Origin of the sequence: Umezawaea sp. (assembly GCF_036375055.1) — a bacterium.
GTDB lineage: Bacteria > Actinomycetota > Actinomycetes > Mycobacteriales > Pseudonocardiaceae > Umezawaea.
The window spans coordinates 1-24461 of the sequence record NZ_DASUSQ010000057.1 but is presented as its reverse complement, the minus strand read 5'-3'; the positions used below and the strand labels follow the sequence as shown (position 1 = coordinate 24461).

23 protein-coding genes are annotated in these 24461 nt (G+C 70.3%); 9 read left to right on the top strand and 14 right to left on the bottom strand.

Features of this window, described 5'->3' with window-relative positions; genetic code table 11:
- Positions 1-49: 49 nt before the first annotated feature.
- The 3 genes from VFZ92_RS16585 to VFZ92_RS16575 form a co-directional block, all read right to left on the bottom strand.
- On the bottom strand, positions 50-886 hold the full coding sequence (locus VFZ92_RS16585; protein ID WP_330876833.1) for a hypothetical protein: 837 nt from the start codon (positions 884-886) through the stop codon (positions 50-52).
- 191 nt (positions 887-1077) lie between these two features.
- Complete coding sequence (gene hflX, locus VFZ92_RS16580; protein WP_330876832.1) at positions 1078-2526, bottom strand: GTPase HflX; 1449 nt, start codon at positions 2524-2526, stop codon at positions 1078-1080.
- Between the two features lie 42 nt (positions 2527-2568).
- The gene (locus VFZ92_RS16575; protein WP_330876831.1) at positions 2569-3051 is read right to left on the bottom strand and encodes a winged helix-turn-helix domain-containing protein; all 483 of its coding nucleotides are present in this window, start codon (positions 3049-3051) and stop codon (positions 2569-2571) included.
- Between the two features lie 59 nt (positions 3052-3110).
- Here VFZ92_RS16575 and VFZ92_RS16570 point away from each other — a divergent pair, with 59 nt between their 5' ends.
- Positions 3111-4346 carry an MFS transporter gene (locus VFZ92_RS16570; protein ID WP_330876830.1) on the top strand — a complete coding sequence of 412 codons (1236 nt, stop codon included), beginning with the start codon at positions 3111-3113 and terminating at the stop codon, positions 4344-4346.
- Entirely contained in the window at positions 4339-5214 is an 876-nt protein-coding gene (locus VFZ92_RS16565; RefSeq protein WP_330876829.1) for an SMP-30/gluconolactonase/LRE family protein, read from the top strand. The genes VFZ92_RS16570 and VFZ92_RS16565 overlap by 8 nt, the downstream gene beginning before the upstream one ends.
- On the opposite strand, the gene dapF is transcribed toward VFZ92_RS16565, so the two are convergent.
- Genes dapF through VFZ92_RS16550 form a run of 3 tightly spaced genes read right to left on the bottom strand, consistent with a single transcriptional unit; the run spans position 5211 to position 7630 of the window.
- Entirely contained in the window at positions 5211-6014 is an 804-nt protein-coding gene (gene dapF / locus VFZ92_RS16560) for a diaminopimelate epimerase (protein WP_330876828.1), read from the bottom strand. The genes VFZ92_RS16565 and dapF overlap by 4 nt on opposite strands.
- 9 nt (positions 6015-6023) lie before the next feature.
- Positions 6024-6926, bottom strand: a complete 903-nt coding sequence (gene miaA / locus VFZ92_RS16555) for a tRNA (adenosine(37)-N6)-dimethylallyltransferase MiaA (RefSeq protein ID WP_330876827.1) — start codon at positions 6924-6926, stop codon at positions 6024-6026.
- Entirely contained in the window at positions 6923-7630 is a 708-nt protein-coding gene (locus tag VFZ92_RS16550) for a hypothetical protein (RefSeq protein WP_330876826.1), read from the bottom strand. The genes miaA and VFZ92_RS16550 overlap by 4 nt, the downstream gene beginning before the upstream one ends.
- Positions 7631-7813: 183 nt before the next feature.
- Here VFZ92_RS16550 and VFZ92_RS16545 point away from each other — a divergent pair, with 183 nt between their 5' ends.
- Complete coding sequence (locus VFZ92_RS16545) at positions 7814-9148, top strand: DUF349 domain-containing protein (RefSeq protein ID WP_330876825.1); 1335 nt, start codon at positions 7814-7816, stop codon at positions 9146-9148.
- A 79-nt stretch (positions 9149-9227) separates the two neighbouring features.
- Here VFZ92_RS16545 and VFZ92_RS16540 read toward each other — a convergent pair whose 3' ends face one another.
- Both VFZ92_RS16540 and miaB read right to left on the bottom strand, forming a co-directional pair.
- Complete coding sequence (locus VFZ92_RS16540; RefSeq protein WP_330876824.1) at positions 9228-9716, bottom strand: hypothetical protein; 489 nt, start codon at positions 9714-9716, stop codon at positions 9228-9230.
- Positions 9713-11182, bottom strand: a complete 1470-nt coding sequence (miaB, locus tag VFZ92_RS16535; protein WP_330876835.1) for a tRNA (N6-isopentenyl adenosine(37)-C2)-methylthiotransferase MiaB — start codon at positions 11180-11182, stop codon at positions 9713-9715. The genes VFZ92_RS16540 and miaB overlap by 4 nt, the downstream gene beginning before the upstream one ends.
- 330 nt (positions 11183-11512) lie before the next feature.
- Here miaB and VFZ92_RS16530 point away from each other — a divergent pair, with 330 nt between their 5' ends.
- Positions 11513-12466, top strand: coding sequence for a TAXI family TRAP transporter solute-binding subunit (locus tag VFZ92_RS16530; protein ID WP_330876823.1), 954 nt, complete (start codon positions 11513-11515; stop codon positions 12464-12466).
- Here VFZ92_RS16530 and VFZ92_RS16525 read toward each other — a convergent pair.
- Positions 12463-13845, bottom strand: coding sequence for a HAMP domain-containing sensor histidine kinase (locus VFZ92_RS16525; RefSeq protein WP_330876822.1), 1383 nt, complete (start codon positions 13843-13845; stop codon positions 12463-12465). The genes VFZ92_RS16530 and VFZ92_RS16525 overlap by 4 nt on opposite strands.
- 1 nt (position 13846) lies before the next feature.
- The gene (locus VFZ92_RS16520; protein ID WP_330876821.1) at positions 13847-14530 is read right to left on the bottom strand and encodes a response regulator transcription factor; all 684 of its coding nucleotides are present in this window, start codon (positions 14528-14530) and stop codon (positions 13847-13849) included.
- Positions 14531-14692: 162 nt separating this feature from the next.
- Between VFZ92_RS16520 and VFZ92_RS16515 the strand changes: the two genes are divergently transcribed.
- The 4 genes from VFZ92_RS16515 to VFZ92_RS16500 all read left to right on the top strand — a co-directional run bounded on the left by VFZ92_RS16515 (position 14693) and on the right by VFZ92_RS16500 (position 17976).
- Positions 14693-15421: an amino acid ABC transporter ATP-binding protein gene (locus tag VFZ92_RS16515; protein WP_330876834.1), complete on the top strand. Its 729-nt coding sequence runs from the start codon at positions 14693-14695 to the stop codon at positions 15419-15421.
- A gap of 63 nt (positions 15422-15484) precedes the next feature.
- A complete protein-coding gene (locus VFZ92_RS16510) occupies positions 15485-16375 on the top strand; it encodes a glutamate ABC transporter substrate-binding protein (protein WP_330876820.1) in 891 nt (296 codons plus the stop codon).
- Positions 16376-16459: 84 nt separating this feature from the next.
- Complete coding sequence (locus VFZ92_RS16505) at positions 16460-17107, top strand: amino acid ABC transporter permease (protein WP_330876819.1); 648 nt, start codon at positions 16460-16462, stop codon at positions 17105-17107.
- Positions 17104-17976, top strand: a complete 873-nt coding sequence (locus VFZ92_RS16500) for an amino acid ABC transporter permease (protein WP_330876818.1) — start codon at positions 17104-17106, stop codon at positions 17974-17976. The genes VFZ92_RS16505 and VFZ92_RS16500 overlap by 4 nt, the downstream gene beginning before the upstream one ends.
- Positions 17977-18222: 246 nt before the next feature.
- Here the strand turns inward: VFZ92_RS16500 and VFZ92_RS16495 are convergent, their stop codons facing one another.
- From VFZ92_RS16495 to VFZ92_RS16480, 4 genes are read right to left on the bottom strand one after another with little or no spacing between them, the layout of a single operon-like run.
- Positions 18223-18975, bottom strand: coding sequence for a succinate dehydrogenase/fumarate reductase iron-sulfur subunit (locus VFZ92_RS16495; RefSeq protein ID WP_330876817.1), 753 nt, complete (start codon positions 18973-18975; stop codon positions 18223-18225).
- A 2-nt stretch (positions 18976-18977) separates the two neighbouring features.
- Complete coding sequence (locus tag VFZ92_RS16490; RefSeq protein WP_330876816.1) at positions 18978-20852, bottom strand: fumarate reductase/succinate dehydrogenase flavoprotein subunit; 1875 nt, start codon at positions 20850-20852, stop codon at positions 18978-18980.
- Positions 20853-20863: 11 nt separating this feature from the next.
- Complete coding sequence (locus VFZ92_RS16485; protein WP_414719913.1) at positions 20864-21694, bottom strand: hypothetical protein; 831 nt, start codon at positions 21692-21694, stop codon at positions 20864-20866.
- Between the two features lie 35 nt (positions 21695-21729).
- Complete coding sequence (locus tag VFZ92_RS16480) at positions 21730-22020, bottom strand: hypothetical protein (RefSeq protein WP_330876814.1); 291 nt, start codon at positions 22018-22020, stop codon at positions 21730-21732.
- Positions 22021-22283: 263 nt separating this feature from the next.
- Between VFZ92_RS16480 and edd the strand changes: the two genes are divergently transcribed.
- The gene (gene edd, locus VFZ92_RS16475) at positions 22284-24152 is read left to right on the top strand and encodes a phosphogluconate dehydratase (RefSeq protein WP_330876813.1); all 1869 of its coding nucleotides are present in this window, start codon (positions 22284-22286) and stop codon (positions 24150-24152) included.
- The last annotated feature ends 309 nt before the right edge of the window (positions 24153-24461 follow it).

Here is a 24461-nt window from a genome sequence, read left to right as displayed (position 1 = left end):
GGATTTCCTGCACTGGCCGTGCCGTTGCTGTTGGGCGTGGTGCGGGATTTCAGGCTTTTCGGCGTGTGCGTCGTACCAGGGCTGCTATCAGCACGAGGGCTGCCGCGCCGATTCCTATCACTGGCCACGGTTCGGTCTTGTTCGTTGGGGGTAGTGGTGCTGCTGAAGCGTCGCCCGTTGGTGCGGGCTCCGGTGTCGTTGGTGGTGGTGCTGGTGGTGTGGCCAGGGCTGTTGCTGCTGCCACCGCGGTGATGGTCGAGGTGGTGGCCTTGCCGAATTCCGAGGCTGACAGCAGGGTGCCGTCCGGGTCGAAGGTGATCGCTTCGCCCTGCTCCTCGTTCGGCAGGGGGATACTTACCGGGTCCGAGTCCAGTGCGGTGACGAAATCGCCGTTGGGAACCGGGAACAGGTAGGCGTCGGTGTAGGTGCGCAGCGCTATCACCTTGCCGTCGTGGGATACCGCTCCGCCGGTGACCACTCGGGTCACCACCGAGCTTTCCAGTGGGCCGCCGGGGGTGTCGGTGCCCGCGATGGAGACCCTGGCCACCTGTTCCATGGTGCCGGTCGCGCCCGCTGCCAGTGGGGCGGTCGGGCGGTAGACGAGGGCTGAGCCGATCGTTTCCTTGGTGACGATGTAGGGCACGCCGTCCGGGGTCAGCAGAATCGCCTCGGCGTCGTGCTTGCCGTCCGGGTAGGTCAGTCTGAACAGTTCCGCGTCGCCGTTCTGGGAGACGACGTGCAGTGCGACCGTTTCCCTCGACCGGCCGTTGTCGCCGGTGTCGGCCAGCCACAGCCTGCCGTCCCGGCCGAGTGCCAGGTCTTCCACGTCGAACGGGTTGACCGGGGCGGTGATGGTGTCCAGGACCTCGCAGTCGCGACCGATCACCTGGACGGCGATGTTGCCGCTGTCGCTGTCGTTGACGGCGAACAGGCGGTCGCCGTCCGAGGCCAGGCCGGACAGCTCCTCCAGGCGTTGGTCGGTGACGGTGCAGAGTGGAACCGGAACGGCCGGGTCCGCGGTGGCGGACCCGGCCGTGACCAGTGTCAGTGCTGCGACCAGGCCGAACAGGCGCACGCTCAGGCGGGGCTTCCCACGGCGTACTGCTCCAGCAGCGCGGCGAGCGTCGGGTGGACGCGGGCGCTCAGCTCGGTGCCCTCCTCCGTGTGCTTCTCGGACAGCACCTCGCCCTCGCGGTGGATGCGCGCCACGATCTCGCCGCGCGCGTACGGCACGAGCGCCTCGACCGTGACCTCCGGGCGGGGGATGAGCTGCGAGATGCGTTCGCGCAGCTCCTGGATGCCCTCGCCGGTGTGCGCCGACACGAACGCCGCGCCGGGGAACAGGTGGCGCAGGCGGGCGATCGTCAGGTCGCCCACCGCGTCGGTCTTGTTGACCACCAGCAGTTCGGCGGGCATGGGGTCGTCGCGCTTGCCGTTGATCTCGGCGATGACCTCGCGCACGGCCTTGACCTGCTGCTCCGGCATGCCGTCCGAACCGTCGACCACGTGCACGAGCAGGTCGGCCTCGGCGACCTCCTCCAGCGTGGAGCGGAACGCCTCGACGAGCTGGTGCGGCAGGTGCCGGACGAACCCGACCGTGTCGGTCAGGGTGTAGGGCATGCCCTCCGGCGTCTCGCTGCGCCGGGTGGTCGGGTCGAGGGTCGCGAACAGCGCGTCCTCGACCAGCACACCGGCGCCGGTCAGCGCGTTGAGCAGGCTGGACTTGCCCGCGTTGGTGTACCCGGCGATGGCCACGCTCGGCACCTCGCCGGAGTGGCGACGGCCGCGCTTGGTCTCGCGGATGGTGCTCATCGCGGCGATCTCGCGGCGGAGCTTCGCGATGCGGGCCCGGATGCGCCTGCGGTCGGTTTCGAGCTTCGTCTCACCGGGACCGCGCGTGCCCACGCCGCCGCCACCGCTGCCGCCCGCGCCACCACCCTGCCGGGACAGCGACTCACCCCACCCGCGCAGTCGCGGCATCATGTACTGGAGCTGGGCCAGCTCGACCTGCGCCTTGCCCTCGCGGGAGCTGGCGTGCTGGGCGAAGATGTCGAGGATCAGGGCGGTCCGGTCGACCACCTTGACCTTCAGCTTCTCCTCCAGCTGCCGGAGCTGGCCCGGTGAGAGCTCACCGTCGCAGATGACCGTGTCCGCACCGGAGGAGATCACGACGTCGCGCAGCTCGGCGACCTTGCCCGAGCCGATGTAGGTGGCCGTGTCCGGCTTGTCGCGGCGCTGCACGAGCGCGTCCAGGACCTCGGAGCCCGCGGTCTCGGCGAGCAGCTTCAGCTCGGCCATCGACGCGTCGGAGTCCTGCACCGTGCCCTCGGTCCACACGCCGACGAGCACCACCCGCTCCAGGCGGAGCTGCCGGTACTCGACCTCGGTGATGTCCTCGAGTTCGGTGGAGAGCCCGGCGACGCGGCGCAGTGCCGCGCGGTCGGCCAGTGCGAGGTCGCCCGTGGACAGGTTCTCGTCCTCGTCGGCCCAGTCGGTGGTGTCGTTGTTCAGCGTGTTTTCCGTCATTTGCCCTTCATTGTCCCACGGAGCGCCCACACGGCCGAGTGGTTAACCACCGGGGTAAAGCGCCAGGTAGATGGCGGTGCTCGGTGTGTCGGTGTCGACCGGTCGGGCGGCTAGCTCCTCCATCAACGAGCAGAGGCGCCGCTTTAGTTCCGCCGGATCGATCCTGACGACCAGTCGGGTCTGCTCCAGCGCGTCCGGTCCGACGTCGGCGACCTCGCCGAGGAACGCCTGGAGCATGGCCTCGGCGAGCCTCTCGTCGATCCCGACGTCGTCCAGCCGCCAGGACAGGCCGGTGGAGCGGTACGGGATCTCCTTCGCGCCCCGGTTGCCCGAGCGGGCCGGGAGGGCCTCCAGGAAGCCGGTGGCCACGAGCTTGCGCACGTGGTGCAGCGTCGTGGCGGGGTCCTTGGCGAGCTTCTCGGCGATCTCCTTGTTCGTGAGCGGCTCCAGGTGGGTGATCCGGATGATCCGCAGCCGCACGGCGGAGGCGAGGGCAGCCGCCTCCTCGGGGGTCGCTCGACGCATGCGCACCTCCACAGCATAAGTGATTGACTGCTTCCAATCACTTCGACGAGACTCCGCCCATGGCTCTCTGGACGCACCGGGACTTCCGGCTCCTCTGGGCTGGCGACACCGTCAGCCAGTTCGGCTCCTCGATCGGCCGCACCGTCCTCCCGCTGCTCGCCGCGACCACGCTGGCCGCGACGCCGTGGGAGATGGGCGTGCTCAGCGCCGCGGGAACGGCCGCGTTCCTGCTCATCGGGCTCCCCGCGGGCGTGTGGGTCGACCGGGTGCGCCGACGGCCGCTGATGATCACCACCGACGTGGCGCGGGCGGCCCTGCTGCTGTCCGTCCCGTTCGCCTGGTGGCTCGGCGTGCTGACGCTGGCGCAGCTCGTCCTGGTCGCGCTGCTGGTCGGCGTGTGCACGGTCTTCTTCGACATCGCCTACCAGTCGTACCTGCCGTCGCTGATCGGCCGGGAGCACCTGGTCGAGGGCAACTCGAAGCTCCAGGCCAGCCAGTCGGTGGCCGACGTGTCCGGACCCGCGCTGGCGGGTGGCGTCGCCCAGGTGATCGGCGCCGCGAACGGCGTCCTCGCCACCGGCCTCGGCTACCTGGGCTCGGCGCTGTTCCTGTGGCGGATCGGGGGCGTCGAACCCCCGCCCGAGCCGCACGGGGGCCGCACGCTGCGCACCGACATCGTCGAGGGCCTGCGGTTCGTGTTCGACAACAGGTCGCTGCGGGCCATCGTGGGCTGCACCGGCACGTCGAACTTCTTCTCCGGCCTGGAGATGGCGGTGCTGATCCTGTTCCTGGTCCGCGACGTCGGCCTGTCCGAGGGCCTGGTCGGGCTCCTGCTCAGCGCGGGCGGGATCGGCGGCGTGCTCGGCGCCGTGACGGCGAACTGGTGGAACCGGCGGCTCGGCCAGGTCCGGCTGATCTGGCTGTCGCTGCTGGTCACGCAGCCGTTCGGCCTGGTGCTGCCGCTGACGGCGAACGACTGGCGGGTCGGTCTCGCGATGCTGGGCATGGCGGTCGCGGGCTACGGCGTGATCATCTACAACGTCAGCCAGGTCACCTACCGGCAGACGGTGTGCCCGGACCGCCTGCTCGGCCGGATGAACGCGAGCGTCCGGTTCCTCGTGTGGGGCACGATCCCGCTGGGCGGCCTCGTCGGCGGTGTGCTGGGCGGCTGGCTGGGCGTGCACACCACGCTCTGGATCGCCATGACCGGGCAGGTTCTCGCCGTCACCTGGGTTCTGCTCTCTCCGCTGCGGACGAGCCGCGACGAAGCGGCTACCGTTTCCGACCATGGCTGACACGACCGTTCTCCTCGACGGACTCCACTTCGGCGAAGCTCCCCGGCACGGCCCGGACGGCAAGTTCTACTTCTCCGACTTCTACGAGAAGGCGGTCTTCACCGTCGACCTGGACACCGGGGAGAAGCAGGTCGTCTGCTCGCTGCCCGGCCAGCCGTCGGGCCTCGGCTGGCTGCCCGACGGCAGGCTGCTCGTGGTGTCCATGAAGGACCGCACGGTCCGCAGGCTGGAGCCGAACGGGGTCCTCGAACTGCACGCGGACCTGTTCGACATCGCCACGTTCCACACCAACGACATGCTGGTGGACGCCCTGGGGCGCGCCTACGTGGGCAACTTCGGGTTCGACCTGCACGAGAAGATCAAGGAGGACGGCATCGAGTCGCTCCTCGCCCCGAACTACGACCCGCCGGGCACCCCGCTCGCGCTCGTGGAGCCGGACGGCACGACCCGCGTGGCCGCCGAGGACCTGAAGTTCCCGAACGGCACGGTGCTGCTGCCCGACGGCACGCTGGTCGTCGCCGAGACGCTCGCCTACCGGCTGACGGCGTTCGACGTGGCCGAGGACGGCTCGCTGAGCAACCGGCGGGTGTGGGCGGACCTGCGCGAGCACGTCATCGCGCCGGACGGGATCTGCGTGGACGCCGAGGGCGGCGTCTGGGTGGCGACCGCGCTGCAACCGGTGGTCGTGCGGGTCGTCGAGGGCGGCACCGTCACCGACCGCGTCGAGACGACCCAGATCAGCTACGCCGTCGGCCTGGTCGGCACCACGCTCGTCGTCTGCACCGCCCCGACGTCGGACCCCGACGTGGTGGGCCAGCAGCACGTCGGCAGGCTGGAGACCGCGCGGGTGAAGGTCGGCGACCGCTAGAGCGAGTCCCACCAGGTCCGGTCGAGCTCGCCGCGCGCGACGAGCACGGCCGGGCCGGTGAGGGTGCTCCCCCGCTCGCCGATCACGACGGTGACCCGGCCGCCGGGGACGTCCACGGTGGCCCGCCCGGTGGTGCGGCCCGTGCCGTGCAGCCAGGACGCGACGGCGGCGACCGTGCCGGTGCCGCAGGACCGGGTCTCCCCCACGCCGCGCTCGTGCACGCGCATCCGGAGCGCGCCCTCGCCCAGGACGTTGACGAACTCCAGGTTGACGCCGTTCGGGAACACCGCCGGGTCGAAGTGGGGCTGCTCGGTGAGGTCGAGGGTCGCGACGGGCACGTCGGTCACGCACGCCAGGTGCGGGTTGCCCACGTCGACGGCCACGCCCGCGAAGTCCGCGCCGCTGGTCTTCGTGGTGGACGCGCCGGTGATCCTGGCCCGCCCCATCTCTATCGTGACGCCGCCGCCCTCGTGCACGGTGACGGTCCGGTCCCCCGCGCGGGTGCCGACGACGAACTCGCCCGCGGGCACCAGTCCCGCGTCGACCAGGTAGTGCGCGAACACCCGCAGGCCGTTGCCGCACATCTCCGCGATCGAGCCGTCGGCGTTGCGGTAGTCCATGAACCACGGGCCCACGTCGAGGCGGAGCACGCGCAGCACGCCGTCGGCGCCGAGGCCCCGCTGCCGGTCGCACAGGGCCCGCACGCGCGCCTCGGTCAGGTCCAGCACGCCGTCCGGGTCGGGCAGCAGCACGAAGTCGTTCTCGGTGCCGTGCCCCTTGAGGAATTCCACTCCGCCCACCGCACCAGGTTACGGGGCGAGCAGGGCCAGCACTTCCCCGACCAGGTCGGGGCGGGCCGCGTCGAACCAGGTGATCCGCCGGTCGCGGCGGAACCAGGAGCGCTGCCGCCGGACGAACCGGCGGGTGGCCCGCGCGGTCTCCTCGGCGGCGGTCGCGAGGTCGTGCTCGCCGTCGAACGCGGCGAGCACCTGCTGGTAGCCCAGCGCCCGCGCCGCGGTGCGGCCGTCCCGCAGGCCCGCGGCCTCCAGCGCCCGCACCTCGTCGACCAGACCGGCCTCGAACATCCGCCGCACCCGCAGGTCGACCCGCTCGTCCAGCTCGGCCACCTCGCGGTCGACGCCGACGAGCACCGTGCCGTAGCGGGCGGGACCGGGCTCGGGCAGGTTCGCCGAGAACGGCTGCCCGGTCAGCTCGATGACCTCCAGGGCGCGCACGACGCGGCGGACGTTGCCGGGCAGGATCGCGAGCGCGGCGGCCGGGTCGAGCACGGCCAGCCGGGCGTGCAGGGCGGGGCCGCCCACGACGGCCAGCTCCTCCTCCAGCCTGGCCCGGACGGCGTCGTCGGTGCCGGGGAACCTCAGGTCGTCCAGCACGGCCTGCACGTACAGGCCGGAGCCGCCGACGAGCACCGGCGTCGTGCCCGCGGCCAGCAGCTCCTCGACGAGCGCGCGGGTGTGGCGCTGGTAGGCGGCGACGGAGGCGGTCTCGGTCACGTCCAGCACGTCGAGCAGGTGGTGCGGGACGCCGTGCCGCTCGGCCTCGGTGACCTTGGCCGTGCCGATGTCCATGCCCCGGTAGAGCTGCATCGCGTCGGCGTTGACCACCTCGCCGCCGAGTTCGAGCGCGAGGCGGACGGCGAGGTCGGACTTGCCGGTGGCGGTGGGGCCGACGACGGCGACGGGGACGGTCACGCCCCAGTTTCCCAGACGGCGACGTGGTACCCGACGCCGTAGGGCACCAGCAGCTCCGACCGCGCGCACCGCCACGGCCCGGTGGCCTCGGCGAGACCGGCGAGCACCTGCCAGGCCGCGCGGCCGTCCGCGCCCAGCTCCGCGGCGAGCACGGGGTCCAGCGCGCGCAGCGCGGCGGGGTCGGCGGTGGACAGGGCCGCGCGCACGCCGTCGTCGAACGGTCCGGCGCGGTCGTCGGGACGGCCGACGGACGCCTCGCCGTGCCGGTGCGAGCCGGTGCCGAGGACGAGGAACCCGACCGCCGGTTCCTCCGCGAGGTCCTCGCCGATCGCGAAGCAGTCGCCGGGCGGCAGATCGGGGTCGACCAATTCCACCCGGACGGTCATCGCGCCCCCGACGGCCCGCAGCCAGCCCGCGACGAGCGCGGGCAGGGGCAGATCGGGGTCCGAAGTGGACTCGACGGCCGACAGCGCCACCGGCACATCGACGCCGTATCCGCGGAACGTCCCGGAGATGTCCGGGCCGAGCGTCCTCCGACCGGACGGATCACCCGCGATCACCACCCAGCGGGGCGAGCTGTCCGCCAGGTCACGAGCCGCCGCGACGCACGCCGCGCGCACCGGTTCGGTCTCGTCCACGGCTCCGCCGACCAGCTCGGGCACCAGGAGAGGCGGGTGCGGCAGCACCGCCAGACGTCGGATCACACCTCGTGACGCTACCCATCTTCGACCTCGCGGTACCGAGCTGAGCCCTGACCTGTTTGAATGCGCGCGGGGTACTGGAGACGATGAGACGGTCCAGGTACTCGGTGCTGGGCCCCGCCGGTGGCGGGGCGCCCGTGGTTGGCACGGGCACCACGAAGTGGGCAGGCGAGGAGGAAGCCGGCGATGACGGAGCACGAGACGACACCGGAGACCACTGGTGACAGTGGCGGTACCACGACGGTGGTCGAGGGAACGAAGCAGGAGAGCGCCGCGGTGGCAGCTCCGCCGGTCCCCGTGGCGTCGGACCACCCTGACCGCTGGGGACGAGTGGACGCGGACGGCACCGTCTACGTCAAGACGGCCGACGGCGAGCGCGTCGTGGGGTCCTGGCAGGCGGGCGAGCCCGAGGAGGGCCTCGCGCACTTCGCGCGTCGGTTCGACGACCTGCGGACCGAGGTGGAGCTGCTCGTGGCGCGGCTGTCCTCCGGGGCGGGCGACCCGAAGCACGCCCTCACGAGCGCGAAGCACGTGCGGGACACGCTGAAGGACGCCGCGGTCGTGGGCGACCTGGAGGCGCTGGCCAAGCGCGTCGACCACGTGCTGGCCAAGGCCGAGGAGGGCCTGGAGAAGGCCAAGGAGGCCAAGGAGGCCGCGCGGACCCAGTCCGTCGCGCGCAAGCAGGAGCTGGTCGAAGAGGCGGAGACGCTGGCCAACGAGTCGACCCAGTGGAAGACCACGGGTGACCGGCTGCGGCAGATCCTCGACGAGTGGAAGACCATCCGCGGCGTCGACCGCAAGACCGACGAGCAGCTGTGGCGGCGGTTCTCCAAGGCGCGCGACGCGTTCAACCGGCGTCGCGGCTCGCACTTCGCGGACCTCGACCGCCAGCGCGGCGTGGCGAAGAACCGCAAGCAGGAGCTGGTCGAGGAGGCCGAGAAGCTCGTCCAGTCCGACGACTGGGGTCCCACGGCCGGTCGCTACAAGGACCTGATGGTCGAGTGGAAGGCCGCGGGGCGGGCTCCGAAGGAGGCCGACGACGTGCTCTGGCAGCGCTTCCGCGCCGCCCAGGACGCGTTCTTCGCCCGCCGGTCCGAGGCGTTCAACGAGCGGGACGCGGAGTTCGGCACCAACGCGCAGCTGAAGGAAGCCCTGCTGGCCGAGGCCGAGGCCATCGACCCCAGCGCGGACCTGGAGGCGGCCCGGTCGCAGCTCTACAAGATCCAGGAGCGCTGGGACGCGATCGGCAAGGTGCCGAGGGAGCGGGTCCGCGACCTGGAGGGCAAGCTGCGCGCCATCGAGGAGAAGGTCCGCGGCGCGGTCGACGCCCAGTGGCGCCGGTCCGACCCCGAGGCCGAGGCTCGGGTCGCGCAGTTCCGCGAGCGGGTCGAGCAGTTCGAGGCCCAGGCCGAGAAGGCTCGGTCGGCCGGGGACAAGCGTCGGGCCGAGCAGGCCGAGGCGCAGGCCAAGCAGTGGCGCGAGTGGCTGTCCGCCGCTGAGGCGGCCGTGGCCACCCGCTAGTCCGGCAGGCACCACCGACGGGGCTCCCAGCGCGCTGGGGGCCCCGTCGTGCTGTCCACGGCCGCCGCCGGCGGCCGGGTCACAGGCCCGGTCGGGACGCCGCCAGCTTCAGCCACTTCACCAGCAGCACGACCACGGCGACCACCGCGATGATCAGCCCCGCGCCCGGACCCGGTCCGGGGGCGTGGCTGGTGGTGGTCTGCTGCGTCCAGATCGACAGCACCCCGCTCACCGAGGCCACGAAGCACCCGAGGGCGCAGAACCACACGAGGCCCCAGCGGCGCAGGATCAGGCTCAGCGCGGACATCAGCACGCCAGCGACCACCGACGCGTACGCGAACACCTTCGGCAGCGCACCGACGACCTCCCCCTCGGGGATGCGGCCGAGCAGGATCTGCCAGCCGCGAGCCTCCCCCGCCCACGGCAGCAGCTGGGCGATGAGCAGCGCGAACACGGCCACCGCGATCAGCAGCGCGCCCGCTCCGGGGTCGACGCGCTTGGCGGCCGTCCTGCCCACCTGGTCGATCTCGTCCCGCAGCCGGGACAGGTCGTCCGACTCACCCGTCACCGGACGCCGCACCCGACCTCCGCGGTGGGAAGGGGCGCGGGAGCGCCGAACGACGGCAGCCCCAGCGCGGTGCCGGGGGTCTTCGGCTTGACGCCCGCCTCGGACTGGTCGCCCGCCCTCGTGCGCCGGTGGCTGATCAGCGGGCCGTCGGCGACGACGTAGTGCGGCGCGCCGTAGGTCACGACGGTCTCGACGACGTCACCGGGCCGCACCCGCGCGTCGCCGGGCGTGAAGTGCACCAGCCGCCCGTCACGGGCCCGGCCGCTGAGCCGCAGCGTCTCGGCGTCGCGCTTGCCCTCGCCGGTCGCCACCAGCACCTCGACCTCGCGGCCGACCTGCTCCTGGTTCAGCTCCAGGGCCATGGCCTCCTGGAGTTCGACGAGCCGGTCGAAGCGCTCCTGCACGACCTTCTTCGGCAACTGGTCGGGCAGCGACGCGGCGGGCGTGCCTGGGCGCTTGGAGTACTGGAACGTGAAGGCGTTGGTGAACCGGGACTGGCGGACGACGTCGAGGGTCGCCTGGAAGTCCTCCTCGGTCTCGCCGGGGAAGCCCACGATGATGTCGGTGGTGATCGCCGCGTCCGGCATCGCCTCGCGCACCTTGTCCAGGATCGACAGGTACTTCGCGGAGCGGTAGGAGCGGCGCATCTCCTTGAGCAGCCGGTCCGAGCCGGACTGGAGCGGCATGTGCAGCGAGTGGCACACGTTCGGCGTCTCGGCCATCGCCGCGATCACGTCGTCGGTGAAGTCCTTCGGGTGCGGCGAGGTGAACCGCACGCGCTCCAGGCCCTCGATCGCGCCGGTCGCGCGCAGCAGCTTGCCGAACGCGAGCCGGTCGCCGAACTCGACGCCGTAGGAGTTGACGTTCTGCCCGAGCAGCGTCACCTCCAGCACGCCCTGGTCGACCAGGGCCTGGACCTCGGCCAGCACGTCGCCGGGGCGGCGGTCCTTCTCCTTGCCGCGCAGCGACGGGACGATGCAGAACGTGCAGGTGTTGTTGCAGCCCACGGACACCGACACCCAGCCCGAGTAGGCCGAGTCGCGCTTGGCGGGCAGGGTCGACGGGAAGGTCTCCAGCGAGTCGAGCAGCTCGACCTGGGCCTCCTGGTTGTGCCGGGCGCGTTCGAGCAGCACCGGCAGCGACCCGAGGTTGTGGGTGCCGAACACGACGTCCACCCACGGCGCGCGGCGGACGATCTCCTTCTGGTCCTTCTGGGCCAGGCAGCCGCCGACGGCGATCTGCATGTCCGGGTTCGCGGTCTTGGCGGGCGCGAGGTGCCCGAGCGTCCCGTACAGCTTGTTGTCGGCGTTCTCCCGGACCGCGCAGGTGTTGAACACGACCACGTCCGGCGAGACGTCCCCGGTGGCGGGCGCGTAGCCCGCGTCCTCCAGCAGGCCCGCGAGGCGTTCGGAGTCGTGCACGTTCATCTGGCACCCGAACGTGCGAATCTGGTACGTCTTCGGAATGGTTGCCGTGCTCACGTGACCACCATATCCCCTGGTCAGTCCGCTTCCTCAGCCGCGCGGACCGAGCGCTGCGCCAACCACCGGTTAGAGCAGGTCACGGCCCCCGCGAGCGGGCCGGGAGACCGCGGAGCGCGAGGGCGTCCGGACCGGGCGGGGGAACCGGTCGCCGAGGCCTCCGCCCGACCGTGGTCACTCCGTCACGCAGAGCGACTTTTTCGGGACGCCCGGCCGTTCCCGCCGTGGCTGGACGGCGGACGGGTGTCACTGCGGGTCACCACGCCCTCCTTCCGTCGGGTTCAGGGCGGGCCGCGAACGTGACACGATGCCCAGGTGTCGGGAACAGGGCGGCGAGTACACGCCGCCGGGGCCGTGCTGGCCCTGGCGGCCATGGCGCTGAGCGCCTGCGGGAACGACCTGGCGGCGCTCAAGCTGACCATGGCGTCCGGCGTCGAGAAGGGCGTCTACAACCGGTTGAGCGCGGCGCTGGCCGACGCGTGGACCGAGCACGTGGGCATCGAGCACCCCCAGGTCACGGTGACCAAGGGGTCGATCGACAACCTGGAGCGGCTGCGCGCCGGGCAGGCGAACGTCGGTTTCTCGCAGGCCGACGCGGCCGAGAGGGCCGCCGAGTCCGACGAGCCCGGCAAGCACAAGCTGTACGCGCTGGCCCGGATGCACGACGACTACCTCCAGGTGGTGGTCCGCGACGACCTCGTGGTCAACCGGCTCGTGGACCTGAAGGGCCTGCGGGTGTCGATCGGGTCGGAGTCCTCCGGCGTGCGGCTGATCGCCGACCGGCTGCTGAAGTCGGCGGGCATCTCGCCCGACACCGACCTGAGGGTCCAGCACCTCGACCTCAACGAGGCCAGCGACGCGATGATGGCGGGGACGCTGGACGCGTTCATCTGGTCGGGAGGGCTGCCGACGCAGCGGGTCACGCAGCTCGCCCAGACGGTGAAGGTGAAGATGCTCGACCTGAGCGACGTGCTCCCCGAGCTGCGCAAGCAGTACCCCGTGTACGGCTCGGCGACGCTGCCCGCCTCCGCCTACAGCCTGCCGGGCAAGGCCGTGACCACGCTCGTCGTCCGCAACTTCCTGCTGGTGAACGACCTGATGAGCGACGAGGCCGCCGAAGCGCTCGTGGACGGCCTCTTCAAGGCGCAGCCCCGGCTGGAGGCGGCGAGCTTCGCGGCCCGCTCCATCGAGGTCCGCGCCGCCATCGAGACCACGCCGATCCCGCTGCACCCCGGCGCCCTGCGCTACTACCGGGACACCAAGGTCTAGTCGACCGCCGGGATCCTCACGGTCACGGCGAGGCCGCCGTCCTCGGGCGTGCTCAGCACGACCTCGCCGTCGACGCGCTCGACGACGCGCCGCACGATCGACAGGCCGAGGCCCGAGCCGGACACGTTCTGGTGGGCCTGGCTGCGCCAGAACCGGTCGGTCGCGCGCTCCAGCTCGTCCGGCTCCAGGCCGGGCCCCTGGTCGCGGACCGAGATCGTCACCCAACCGTCACGCCGGCGGACGTCGACGTGCACGAGGGTGTCCTCGCGGGTGAACTTGAACGCGTTGTCGAGCAGCGCGTCGAGGACCGCCTCGACCCCGCGCGGCGGGGCGAGCGCCGCGCCACCGGGTTCGCCGTCGAGCACGAGGTGCACGCTCTTCGCCACGGCGGCGGGCTGCCACGCCGACAGCCTGCCCGCCACGGCGCGGTCCACGTCGACCACGACCGGGTCGACGGAACTGGACTCGGCGCGCGCCATGGACAGCAGCTCGTCCAGGATGCGGTTGAGCCGGTCGGCTTCGGCGAGCGCGGCCACCTGGTGCACCTCGGCCTCCGCGTCGACGTGTCCCTCCAGGTTGGACAGTCGGAGCTTCAGCGCGGTCAACGGGTTGCGCAGCTGGTGCGAGGCGTCCGCGACGAACGCGCGCTGCGCGGCGAGCGCGTCGCCGACGTTCGCGGCCATCTGGTCGAAGGACCGGCTGAGCTGCCGCAGCTCCGGCGGGCCGCTGGAGCTGCCGACCGGGGTCACCGGGCGGCCGGACACGACGGCGGCCAGCAGCTTGCCGGTCGCGTCGTCGAGCCGCTGGACCGGCCGCAGCGTCCACCGGACCAGGGGCAGCGCGGCGAGGACGGCCAGCGACAGCACGAGCGCGCTGCCGGTGAGCAGCACGCTCCACCAGATCAGCACCCGGCCGCGGGTCTTGTCGGTCGGCGAGAAGGTCACCACGGCGGCCCGCACCTCGCCGCCGATGAGCACGGGTTCGGCGAGCACGAGCTGCTCGTCGTCCCACGGCATCAGCACCGGTGGCGCCGACGGCAGCTTGCCCACCAGGGCCCCGGTGATCATGCCCGGCACGTCGCCGCTGGTCAGGTCGATGTCGGCGCGCGAGGTGGCCAGCACCCTGCGGTCGCGGTCGAGCAGGACCACGGCGATGCCGTAGACCTCCTCGTACCGCCGCATCGTCGGTTCGAGGAGCGTCGGCTGGTCGTCGATGATCGTCTGCTGCGCGACGGAGGCGAACCGGCTGGTGTCGGTGAGCCGGTCGAGGAACAGCTCCTGCTGCTCGGCGGCGGCGACCCCCCGCCCCAGCGGGAGGCCAAGGCCGAGGAGCACCAGCACGACCAGCGCCAGCACGATGCCGAGGAGCCGCGACCGCACGTCAGCGGTCCGCGGTCGGGGTGCCGAGGCGGTAGCCGACGCCGCGCACGGTCTCCAGCAGGTCGGAGCGGCCGAGCTTGGTGCGCAGGGTGGCGACGTGGACGTCGAGCGTCCGGTTCGCGCCCGACCAGGTGCGGCCCCAGATCTCCGCCAGGATGCGCTCGCGGGTGCACACAGCGCCGCCCGCGGCCACGACCAGCGCCAACACCTGGAACTCCTTGCGCGAGAGCGCCACGACCGACCCCGCGACGGTCACCTCGTGCCGCGCGAGGTCGACGCGCACGTCACCGATGGTGAACACCTCGGTCCCGGTACCGCCGACGCCGACCGGGTCGCCGCGCCGCCTGCGCACGGCGTGCACGCGCGCCACCAGCTCACCGACGTCGTAGGGCTTCACGAGGTAGTCGTCCGCCCCCGCGTGCAGGCCGAGGATCCGGTCGTCGATCTCGCCGCGCGCGGACACCACGATGATGGCCACGTCGCTCGCCGCGCGGATGCTGCGGCACAGCGTCACACCGTCCACATCGGGCAGTCCGAGGTCCAGGAGGACCACATCCACCCCTAACAATCGATCCAACGTACCCCTACCTGTAGCTTGACGATCCACGGTGAAACCGCGTCGGGTCAGCGCCGGGACCAGCGCTTCTGCGACACGGTCGTCGTCCTCGACGAGCAGCACACGCACTGTGGTCCCTTTCGGGTAGGGGTCGCCGACCTGTGACAGAGTTGAGACCCTAAGTCTTGCTCAATGTCGTGGACTGGTGTGGTGGCGCACACCTAGGTTTTGCCCAGCGCTGACAATTGCCAGTTGGAGGATCGGATGACTGCCCCCAATCCCGCACCGCCGATGATCAAGATGGCGGGCGTGGACAAGTTCTTCGGCCCTCTGCACGTTCTGAAGAACGTCAACCTGGAGGTGCCCAAGGGCCAGGTGGTCGTCGTCCTGGGCCCCTCCGGCTCCGGCAAGTCGACGCTGTGCCGCACCATCAACCGCCTGGAGCCCATCAACTCCGGAACGATCGAGGTCGACGGGCAGCCGCTCCCCGCGGAGGGCAAGGATCTCGCCCGTCTGCGCGCCGACGTGGGCATGGTGTTCCAGTCCTTCAACCTGTTCGCGCACAAGAGCATCGTCGACAACGTGCTGCTGGCGCCGGTCAAGGTGCGCAAGGTTCCCTCGAAGGAGGCCCTCGAGCACGCGACGGAGCTGCTGGAGCGGGTCGGCATCGCCAACCAGGCCGAGAAGTACCCCGCCCAGCTGTCGGGTGGCCAGCAGCAGCGCGCCGCCATCGCGCGGGCGCTGGCCATGCGCCCGAAGGTCATGCTGTTCGACGAGCCCACCTCCGCGCTGGACCCGGAAATGGTCCAGGAGGTGCTGGACGTCATGACGACGCTGGCCAAGGAAGGCATGACCATGCTCGTGGTGACCCACGAGATGGGCTTCGCCCGGAAGGCCGCCGATCGCGTCATCTTCATGGCCGACGGCGAGATCGTCGAGGATTCGACCCCGAACGAGTTCTTCTCGGCGCCGAAGTCCAACCGCGCGAAGGACTTCCTTGGCAAGATCCTGACCCACTGAAGTCTCGGCATGTCGCGACGCCCCGACAGGCGTCGCCTGATCTACAAGAGCAGGAGAAGGACGATGAGGGCTCGTACCCTTGCGGCGGTGCTGCTTGCCGGTGGCCTGGCGTTGACCGCTTGCGGCAAGGAGGGCACCCCCGGTGACACCGGCGGTACCGCCCCCTCCCAGGCCGCCGCCACGGACGTGAAGATCGACGGCTCGCCGACGTTCGACAAGATCAAGGCGCGGGGCCGCGTCGTGATCGGCGTCAAGGAGGACCAGCCCGGTCTGGGCTTCAAGGACCCGACGACGAACAAGTACAGCGGCTTCGACATCGAGATCGCCAAGCTGATGGCCGCGAAGATCGGCTACGGCGAGGACAAGATCGACTACAAGGCCATCGCCTCCGCGGGCCGCGAGCAGGCCCTGATCAACGGCGACGTCGACTACTACGTCGGCACCTACACGATCAACGCGGGCCGCAAGGAGAAGATCTCCTTCGCGGGTCCGTACTACACCGCGGGTCAGGACCTGCTGGTGCGCGCCGACGAGACGGCCATCACCGGCAAGGACACCCTCAAGGGCAAGAAGGTCTGCTCGGTCACCGGTTCGACGCCGATCAAGAAGATCCGCGAAGAGGGCCTGACCGAGCCGGAGAACATCACCGAGCTCCAGACGTACTCCCAGTGCGTCGCCAAGCTGGCCGACAAGTCGGTCGACGCCGTCACCACCGACGACGCGATCCTCAAGGGCTTCGCGGCCCAGGAGCAGGGCAAGTTCAAGGTCATCGGCAAGCCGTTCTCCCTGGAGCCCTACGGCATCGGCCTCGCCAAGGACGACACCGTGCTGCGCGGCAAGTTCTTCGACATCCTCGAGGCGGCGCTGAAGGACGGCACCTGGCAGACGATCTACGACAACACGCTGGGCAAGTCGGGATCGGCCGCCACCAAGCCGATCATCGAGCGCTACTGACCCAGGACGGTGGCCGGTGACCTCGCCCCCAGGGCGGGTCACCGGCCACCTCTCTACCGCCAGCCCATCGGCAAGGAACCCCTGATGAGTCTCCTTTCCACGTATTCCGGCCTCTTCCTGAGCGCCTTCGCGACGACGCTGAAGCTGTTCGCGCTGTCCGCCGTCGGGTCGCTGCTGCTGGGTACGTTCCTCGCGATGCTGAGGGTCAGTCCCGTGCCGGTGTTCCGGGCAGCCGGGGCCACCTACGTCACGCTGGTGCGCAACACGCCGCTGACCCTGGTGTTCTTCTTCTTCACCTTCGCCTACCCGCTGCTCCAGATCGTGAAGATCGACTACGAGACGGGCGCGGTCGTCGCGCTCACCATGTACACCTCCGCGTTCATCTGCGAGGTGGTGCGCTCGGGCATCAACACCGTCCCGGTCGGCCAAGCCGAGGCGTCGCGGGCGCTCGGGCTCACCTTCACGCAGATGCTCGGGAGCGTCGTGCTGCCGCAGGCCATGCGTTCGGTGGTCCCGCCGCTGGTCAGCACCCTGATCGCGTTGCTGAAGAACACGACCGTCTCGGCGGGCTTCTCCGTCGGCGACGCGGGCGCGATCCAGGCCTCGCTGTCCGAGGACGGTGCCAACATGCTCGTCGGCCTCTCCTGGGTGGCGTTCTTCTTCATCCTCCTGGTCATGCCACTGACCTTCCTGCAACGCAGCCTCGAGAAGCGCTGGAGCGTCGCCCGATGAGCAACGTGCTGTTCGACGTACCCGGCCCCAAGGCCAGGTTCCGGCACCAGGTCCTGGCCGTCGTCGGCGTGCTCGGCGTGGCCGGCATCATCGGGTTCATCGGCTTCCGCTTCTACGACAGCGGCCAGTTCGAGCCGAAGATGTGGGAGTGGCTCCAGTACACGACGATCCAGGAGCAGCTGCTCAAGAGCGTGGGGGCGACGCTCAAGGCGTTCGCCGTCGGTGCCGTGTGCGCGATGGTGTTCGGGGCCGTGCTGGCCGCGGGCAAGCTCTCGGAGCACGCGTTCCTGCGGGGACCGGCGACGTTCGTCGTCGAGATCTTCCGGGCCGTCCCGCTGCTGATCATGATCTTCTTCTTCTACTTCGGCCTCCCGGCGATCGACATCAAGATGTCGCAGTTCACGGCGGTCGTGCTCGGCTTGACCCTGTACAACGGCTCGGTGCTGGCCGAGGTCTTCCGCGCGGGCGTCATGTCCCTGCCCCGCGGCCAGGCCGAGGCCGCGTACGCCCTCGGGATGCGCAAGACGCAGGTGATGACGCTCGTGCTGCTCCCGCAGGCCCTGCGGGTGATGCTGCCGACGATCATCAGCCAGCTGGTCGTGCTGCTCAAGGACACGGCGCTCGGCTTCATCATCAACTACGAGGAACTGCTGTACTACGCGAAGTTCCTCGGCGGTCAGGGCCAGTTCGGCAGGCCGCTGGTCCCCGTGACCATCGTGGTCGGCATCATCTACGTGATCATGTGCCTGCTGCTGACCTGGCTGGCCGTGACGCTGGAGAAGCGCAACCGGCGCAACAAGAAGATCAAGACCAACGGCACGAAGAAGCTGGACGACGTGGCCATCCCGGCCGCGGCCCAGTCCCTCTAGACGCCACCAGCTCGTGACGAAGGGCGCTCCCGGACCAGCTCCGGGAGCGCCCTTCGTCATTCAGCCACGACGGCAACAGCACCTCGGCACGTCACGACGACGTGCCGCCATCACACCCGCTTGACCCTTCGCCATCCGAACCCATCACGACCACCACCCCCTCGTGCCTCGCCCACCGACCACGGTATCCACATCCGGGCGGGCGGCGAACCGCCGAAAGGCACACGATCAGGTGGAAACTCCGGCTCACGGACGGCGGCGGAAGATCTTGCTGCCCAGCCAGACGATCGGGTCGTACTTGCGGTCCGCCACCCGTTCCTTCATCGGGATCAGGGCGTTGTCGGTGATCTTGATGTGCTCGGGGCACACCTCGGAGCAGCACTTGGTGATGTTGCACAGCCCGAGCCCGTGGGTCTCCTGCGCGGCCACGGTCCGGTTGCCCTCGTCCAGCGGGTGCATCTCCAGCTCGGCGACGCGCATCAGGAACCGCGGCCCGGCGAAGGCCTCCTTGTTCTCCTCGTGGTCGCGGATCACGTGGCAGGTGTCCTGGCAGAGGAAGCACTCGATGCACTTGCGGAACTCCTGCGAGCGCTCCACGTCGACCTGCTGCATCCGGTACTCGCCGGGCGCGAGGTCCTTCGGCGGCGTGAACGAGGGGATCTCGCGGGCCTTGGTGTAGTTGAACGACACGTCCGTCACGAGGTCCCGGATGATCGGGAACGTGCGCATGGGCGTGATCGTGATGGTCTCGCCCTCGGTGAACGTCGACATGCGGGTCATGCACAGCAGCCGCGGCCTGCCGTTGATCTCCGCCGAGCAGGAGCCGCACTTGCCCGCCTTGCAGTTCCACCGCACGGCGAGGTCGCCCGCCTGGGTGGCCTGGAGGCGGTGGATGACGTCGAGGACGACCTCGCCCTCGTTCACCTCGACGGTGAAGTCCTCCAGCCCGCCGCCGTCGGCGTCACCGCGCCAGACCCGGAAGTTCCCCTGGTAACCCATTGTCAGCTCCCCAACTCGTCACCGGTGAGGTACTTCTCCAGCTCGCCGCGGTCGAACAGCTCCAGCAGGTCCTCGCGGATGGGGATCTGCGGTTTGACGACCACGTCCACTTCGGACGGTCCGGTCGCCGTGCACACCAACAGCTTCCGCCGCCAGTCCGAGTCCATCGCCGGGAAGTCGTCGCGGGTGTGGCCGCCTCGGCTCTCGGTGCGCAGCAGCGCGGCCTTGGCGACGCACTCGCTGACGACCAGCATGTTGCGCAGGTCGAGCGCGAGGTGCCAGCCGGGGTTGAACTGCCGGTGGCCCTCGACGGTGAGCGTCCTGGCGCGGGCCTTCAGGCCGTCGAGGCGTTCCAGCGCCTGCTGGATCTCCTCAGCCTTGCGGATGATGCCGACGAGGTCGTTCATCGTCTGCTGGAGTTCCACGTGGAGCGTGTACGGGTTCTCCCCGCCCTCGCCCGCGAACGGCGCCAGGGCGACCCGTTCGGCCTCGGCGACGGCCGCCTCGGACGGCACCGGACGGACGGTCAGCGACGCCGCGTAGTCCGCCGCTCCCGCGCCCGCGCGGCGGCCGAACACCAGCAGGTCGGACAGCGAGTTGCCGCCGAGCCGGTTCGAGCCGTGCATGCCGCCGGAGACCTCGCCCGCCGCGAACAGGCCGGGCACCGACGACGCCCCGGTGTCCGGGTCGACCTCGACGCCGCCCATGACGTAGTGGCAGGTCGGTCCGACCTCCATCGGCTGGGCGGTGATGTCGACGTCGGCCAGCTCCTTGAACTGGTGGTACATCGACGGCAGGCGCCGGGTGATCTCCTCGGCGGGCAGCCGGGTCGACACGTCCAGGAACACGCCGCCGTGCTCGGTGCCGCGACCGGCCTTGACCTCGGAGTTGATCGCGCGGGCGACCTCGTCGCGGGGCAGCAGCTCCGGTGGGCGCCGGTTGTTGTCGGCGTCGGTGTACCAGCGGTCGCCCTCGGCCTCGCTGTCGGCGTACTTCTCCTTGAAGACCTCGGGGATGTAGTCGAACATGAACCGCTTGCCCTCGGAGTTGCGCAGCACCCCGCCGTCGCCGCGCACCGACTCGGTGACCAGGATGCCCTTCACGCTGGGCGGCCAGACCATGCCGGTCGGGTGGAACTGGATGAACTCCATGTTGATCAGCGAGGCCCCGGCGCGCAGCGCCAGCGCGTGCCCGTCGCCGGTGTACTCCCAGGAGTTCGAGGTGACCTTGAACGACTTGCCGATGCCGCCGGTCGCCAGGATCACCGAGGGGGCCGTGAACAGCACGAACTTGCCCGACTCGCGCCAGTAGCCGAACGCGCCCGCGATGCGGCCGTCCTCGACCAGCAGGTCGCTGACGGTGAACTCCTGGAACACCTTCAGCTTGGCCTCGTAGTCGCCGGTCTCGGCGTGGTCCTCCTGCTGGAGCGACACGATCTTCTGCTGGAGGCTGCGGATCAGCTCCAGGCCGGTGCGGTCGCCGACGTGCGCGAGGCGCGGGTACTCGTGGCCGCCGAAGTTGCGCTGGCTGACCCGGCCGTCCTTGGTGCGGTCGAACAGCGCGCCGTAGGTCTCCAGCTCCCAGACGCGGTCGGGGGCCTCCTTGGCGTGCAGCTCGGCCATCCGCCAGTTGTTCAGGAACTTGCCGCCGCGCATGGTGTCGCGGAAGTGGACCTGCCAGCTGTCGTTGGAGTTCACGTTGCCCATGGCCGCGGCGATGCCGCCCTCGGCCATCACCGTGTGGGCCTTGCCGAACAACGACTTGCAGAGCACCGCCGTGCGCATCCCGTGCTCGCGGGCCTCGATCGCGGCACGCAGTCCGGCGCCCCCGGCACCGATGACGAGTACGTCGAACGAGTGCCGTTCCAGCTCGGCCAAGGTTGTGCTCCCTAGTTGACGAAACGCAGGTCGCCGATGACCCCTGAGGCGACGAGCGCGATGTAGAGGTCGGTCAGGCAGACGAAGATCAGCGAGGCCCAGGCGAGCTGCATGTGCTTGGCGTTGAGCTTGGAGATCTTCTGCCACGTCCAGTAGCGGACGGGGTGCTTGGAGAAGTGCTTCAGCTTGCCGCCGGTGATGTGCCTGCACGAGTGGCAGGACAGCGTGTACGCGGCGAGCAGGCCGACGTTGACCAGCAGGACGACGTTGCCGAGGCCGATGCCGAAGCCCTTCTCACCGGAGAAGGCGGCTATCGCGTCGTAGATGTTGATCAGCAGCAGGATCGAGGCCGCGTAGAAGAAGTAGCGGTGCAGGTTCTGCGCGATCAGCGGCGCCCTGGTCTCACCGGTGTAGGTCTTGTGCGGCTCCGCGACGGCGCACGCGGGCGGCGACATCCAGGCCGCCCGGTAGTAGGCCTTGCGGTAGTAGTAGCAGGTGATCCGGAACCCCAGCAGGAACGGGATGATGAACACCGGCGGGGTGAGGAAGCCGGGCAGCTCCGGCAGCGGCTGGCCGAAGTGGCTGGCCGCCGGGACGCACTCGGCGCTCAGGCAGGGCGAGTACATGGGCGTCAGGTAGTGGTACTCCGACACCCAGTAGAAGTCGTTCATGAACGTGCGGATCGCCGCGTAGATCGAGATGAGCCCCAGGCCGACTACCGTCAGCAACGGCGACAACCACCACCGGTCCGTGCGCAGCGTGCGCTCGGAGATCTGAGCCCTCACCAACTGGTCCACCTCGGTTCCACGTCGTTGTGGCTGCAAAGGCCTCGGCCCTCGCATACCAGCGAGGGCCGAGGTGGAGTGTTGCAGATCACCTATCGCTGACGGTAGCCACCCAACCCCTCGTCGTCAGCGTCCTGCCAGAGCGAGGAGTCGTACGGCGTGTCCGGCACGACGACCACCTCCCGCTCCACCTGGGGCGCCCGCCGGGGCGGTGGCGGCGAGTCGATGTCGATCAACTCCGTGGCATCGATGTCCATGCGCTCGATGTCGTTCGCAAGCCGCTGCACTGCGGCAACGTCGCCATAGCGCCCGCGCAGGGAGCCGACGCACTGCCTGAGCTGACCCAGCGCGCGCCTCAACTCGACGATCTCCGTGGACGTCATGTCGCACCTCCGTTACCGAGGTCCCCGTCAGTGATCTCGACGCCGACTCTGCCTTGTCCAGCGCCTTGTGACAAGCAACACACGCCAAATTTTCCAGTTCGGGACACCCCCAGTTTTCCCCTTAGACGCCCCTGGTTTCTGAATCGGTTCTGTGTGAATGCGCACTGGTGACCTACCCTGTAGACGTCACGACCCGAACGTGCGACGCCAGCGCTGCCGTCCACTGGGCCACCACGGCCCGTGATCAACGGAGTCAGCAGAAGATGAGCCAAACGCACCCCATCGTCGCCGAGGTGACCGAGCGCATCACGGCACGCAGCGCCGCCAGCCGCGCGACGTACCTCGACCGCATGGCTGCGGCGGCTAGCGAGTCCACCACCCGAACGGGTATGGCGTGCAGCAACCTCGCCCACGGCTTCGCGGGCATCACCGGCGGTGACAAGGCCGCCCTGCGCGCGCTGCGCAAGCCGAACGTGGCGATCGTGTCCGCCTACAACGACATGCTGTCGGCCCACCAGCCGATGGACGAGTACCCCGCGTGGATCAAGGACGCGGCCCGCCGGTCGGGGGGCATCGCGCAGTTCGCGGGCGGCGTGCCCGCCATGTGCGACGGCATCACCCAGGGCCGCGACGGCATGGAGCTGTCGCTGTTCAGCCGCGACGTCATCGCCATGTCCACCGGTGTCGCCCTGTCGCACGAGATGTTCGACGCGACGCTGCTGCTCGGCGTGTGCGACAAGATCGTCCCCGGCATGCTGATCGGCGCGCTCTCGTTCGGCCACCTGCCGACGATCCTGGTGCCCGCGGGCCCGATGAGCTCCGGTCTGACGAACTCCGAGAAGAGCCGCGTCCGGCAGCTGTTCGCCGAGGGCAAGGCCACCCGCGAGGACCTCCTGGAAGCCGAGGCCGCGTCCTACCACAGCCCCGGCACCTGCACGTTCTACGGGACGGCGAACTCGAACCAGCTCGTCAACGAGGTCATGGGCCTGCACCTGCCGGGCGCGACCTTCGTGCCGCCGGGCACCCCCCTGCGGCGCGCGCTGACCGAGGAGGCCGCCCGCCGCGCGGTGGTGATCAGCCGCGGCGAGGAGTACACGCCGATGTCCAGGGTCGTCGACGAGCGCTCCATCGTGAACGGCGTCGTCGCGCTGCTGGCGACCGGCGGCTCGACCAACCTGACGATGCACCTCGTGGCCGTCGCGTCCGCCGCGGGCATCGAGCTGAGCTGGGACGACTTCTCCGACCTCTCGTCGGTCGTGCCCCTGCTGACCAGGGTCTACCCGAACGGCACGGCCGACATCAACCACTTCCAGGCCGCCGGTGGCGTCCAGTTCCTGGTCGGCACGCTGCTCGACGCGGGCCTGCTGCACGGCGACGTGCACACCGTCGCGGGCTTCGGCCTCGACCGCTACCGCGAGGAGCCGGTCCTGATCGACGGCGAGCTGCTGTGGCGCGCGGGCCCGACCGCGAGCCTCGACGAGTCGGTGCTGCGCGGCGCCGACAACCCGTTCGCGGCCGACGGCGGTCTGCGCATGATGACCGGCAACCTGGGCCGCGCGGTCATCAAGGTCTCCGCGGTGGCGGAGGAGAACCGGATCGTCGAGGCCCCGGCGCGCGTGTTCACGACGCAGGAGGCGTTCGCCGAGGCGTTCCGGGCGGGCGAACTCGAACGCGACGTCGTCGTGGTGGTCCGCAACCAGGGCCCGCAGGCCAACGGCATGCCGGAACTCCACAAGCTCACGCCCCCGCTGGGCGTCCTGATGGACCGCGGCCACAAGGTCGCGATCGTCACCGACGGCCGCATGTCCGGCGCCTCGGGCAAGATCCCGGCAGCCATCCAGCTCACCCCGGAAGCCGCCGTGGGCGGCCCGCTGGGCCGCGTGCGCGACGGCGACGTGATCCGCCTGGACGCGGAAACGGGCACCCTGGAGGTCTTCGTGGACGCCGACGAACTGGCCGCCAGGCCACTGGTCGACTTCCCGGCGGACGCACAGGCGTGGACCGGCACGGGCCGAGAACTGTTCGCCGCCCTCCGCCGCGCGGTAGGCCCGGCCGACCGGGGAGCGAGCGTCTTCGGCCCGGTAGCCGCCTCCCACTTCGAAGGCCAGTGGGAGACCAGCCACTCCAGGTAGGCACAGGCCGGGGTCACCTGACCGAGTGGGCCCCCGAATTCCACGGTAGCAACGGGGTACGACATCTTCGGCGGGCAAAGGCCACGAACTCGCCAGGCTGGAACCGGCCCACACGGAACCAGCGGAACCAGTCTGCCCGAAAGCCGCCACCAGCTCACCTGACCTGGCCGGATGCGAAGCGTGGCCGGTTTTACTTGGGGGATTCGACCCTTACCCTGGTAGATCGGGCAGGGTGGCACCACCTGCCCTTCAGCCCGATCAAAGGGTCAAATCCAGGGGCCCCAAGTCAAACCGGCCACACCACGACGT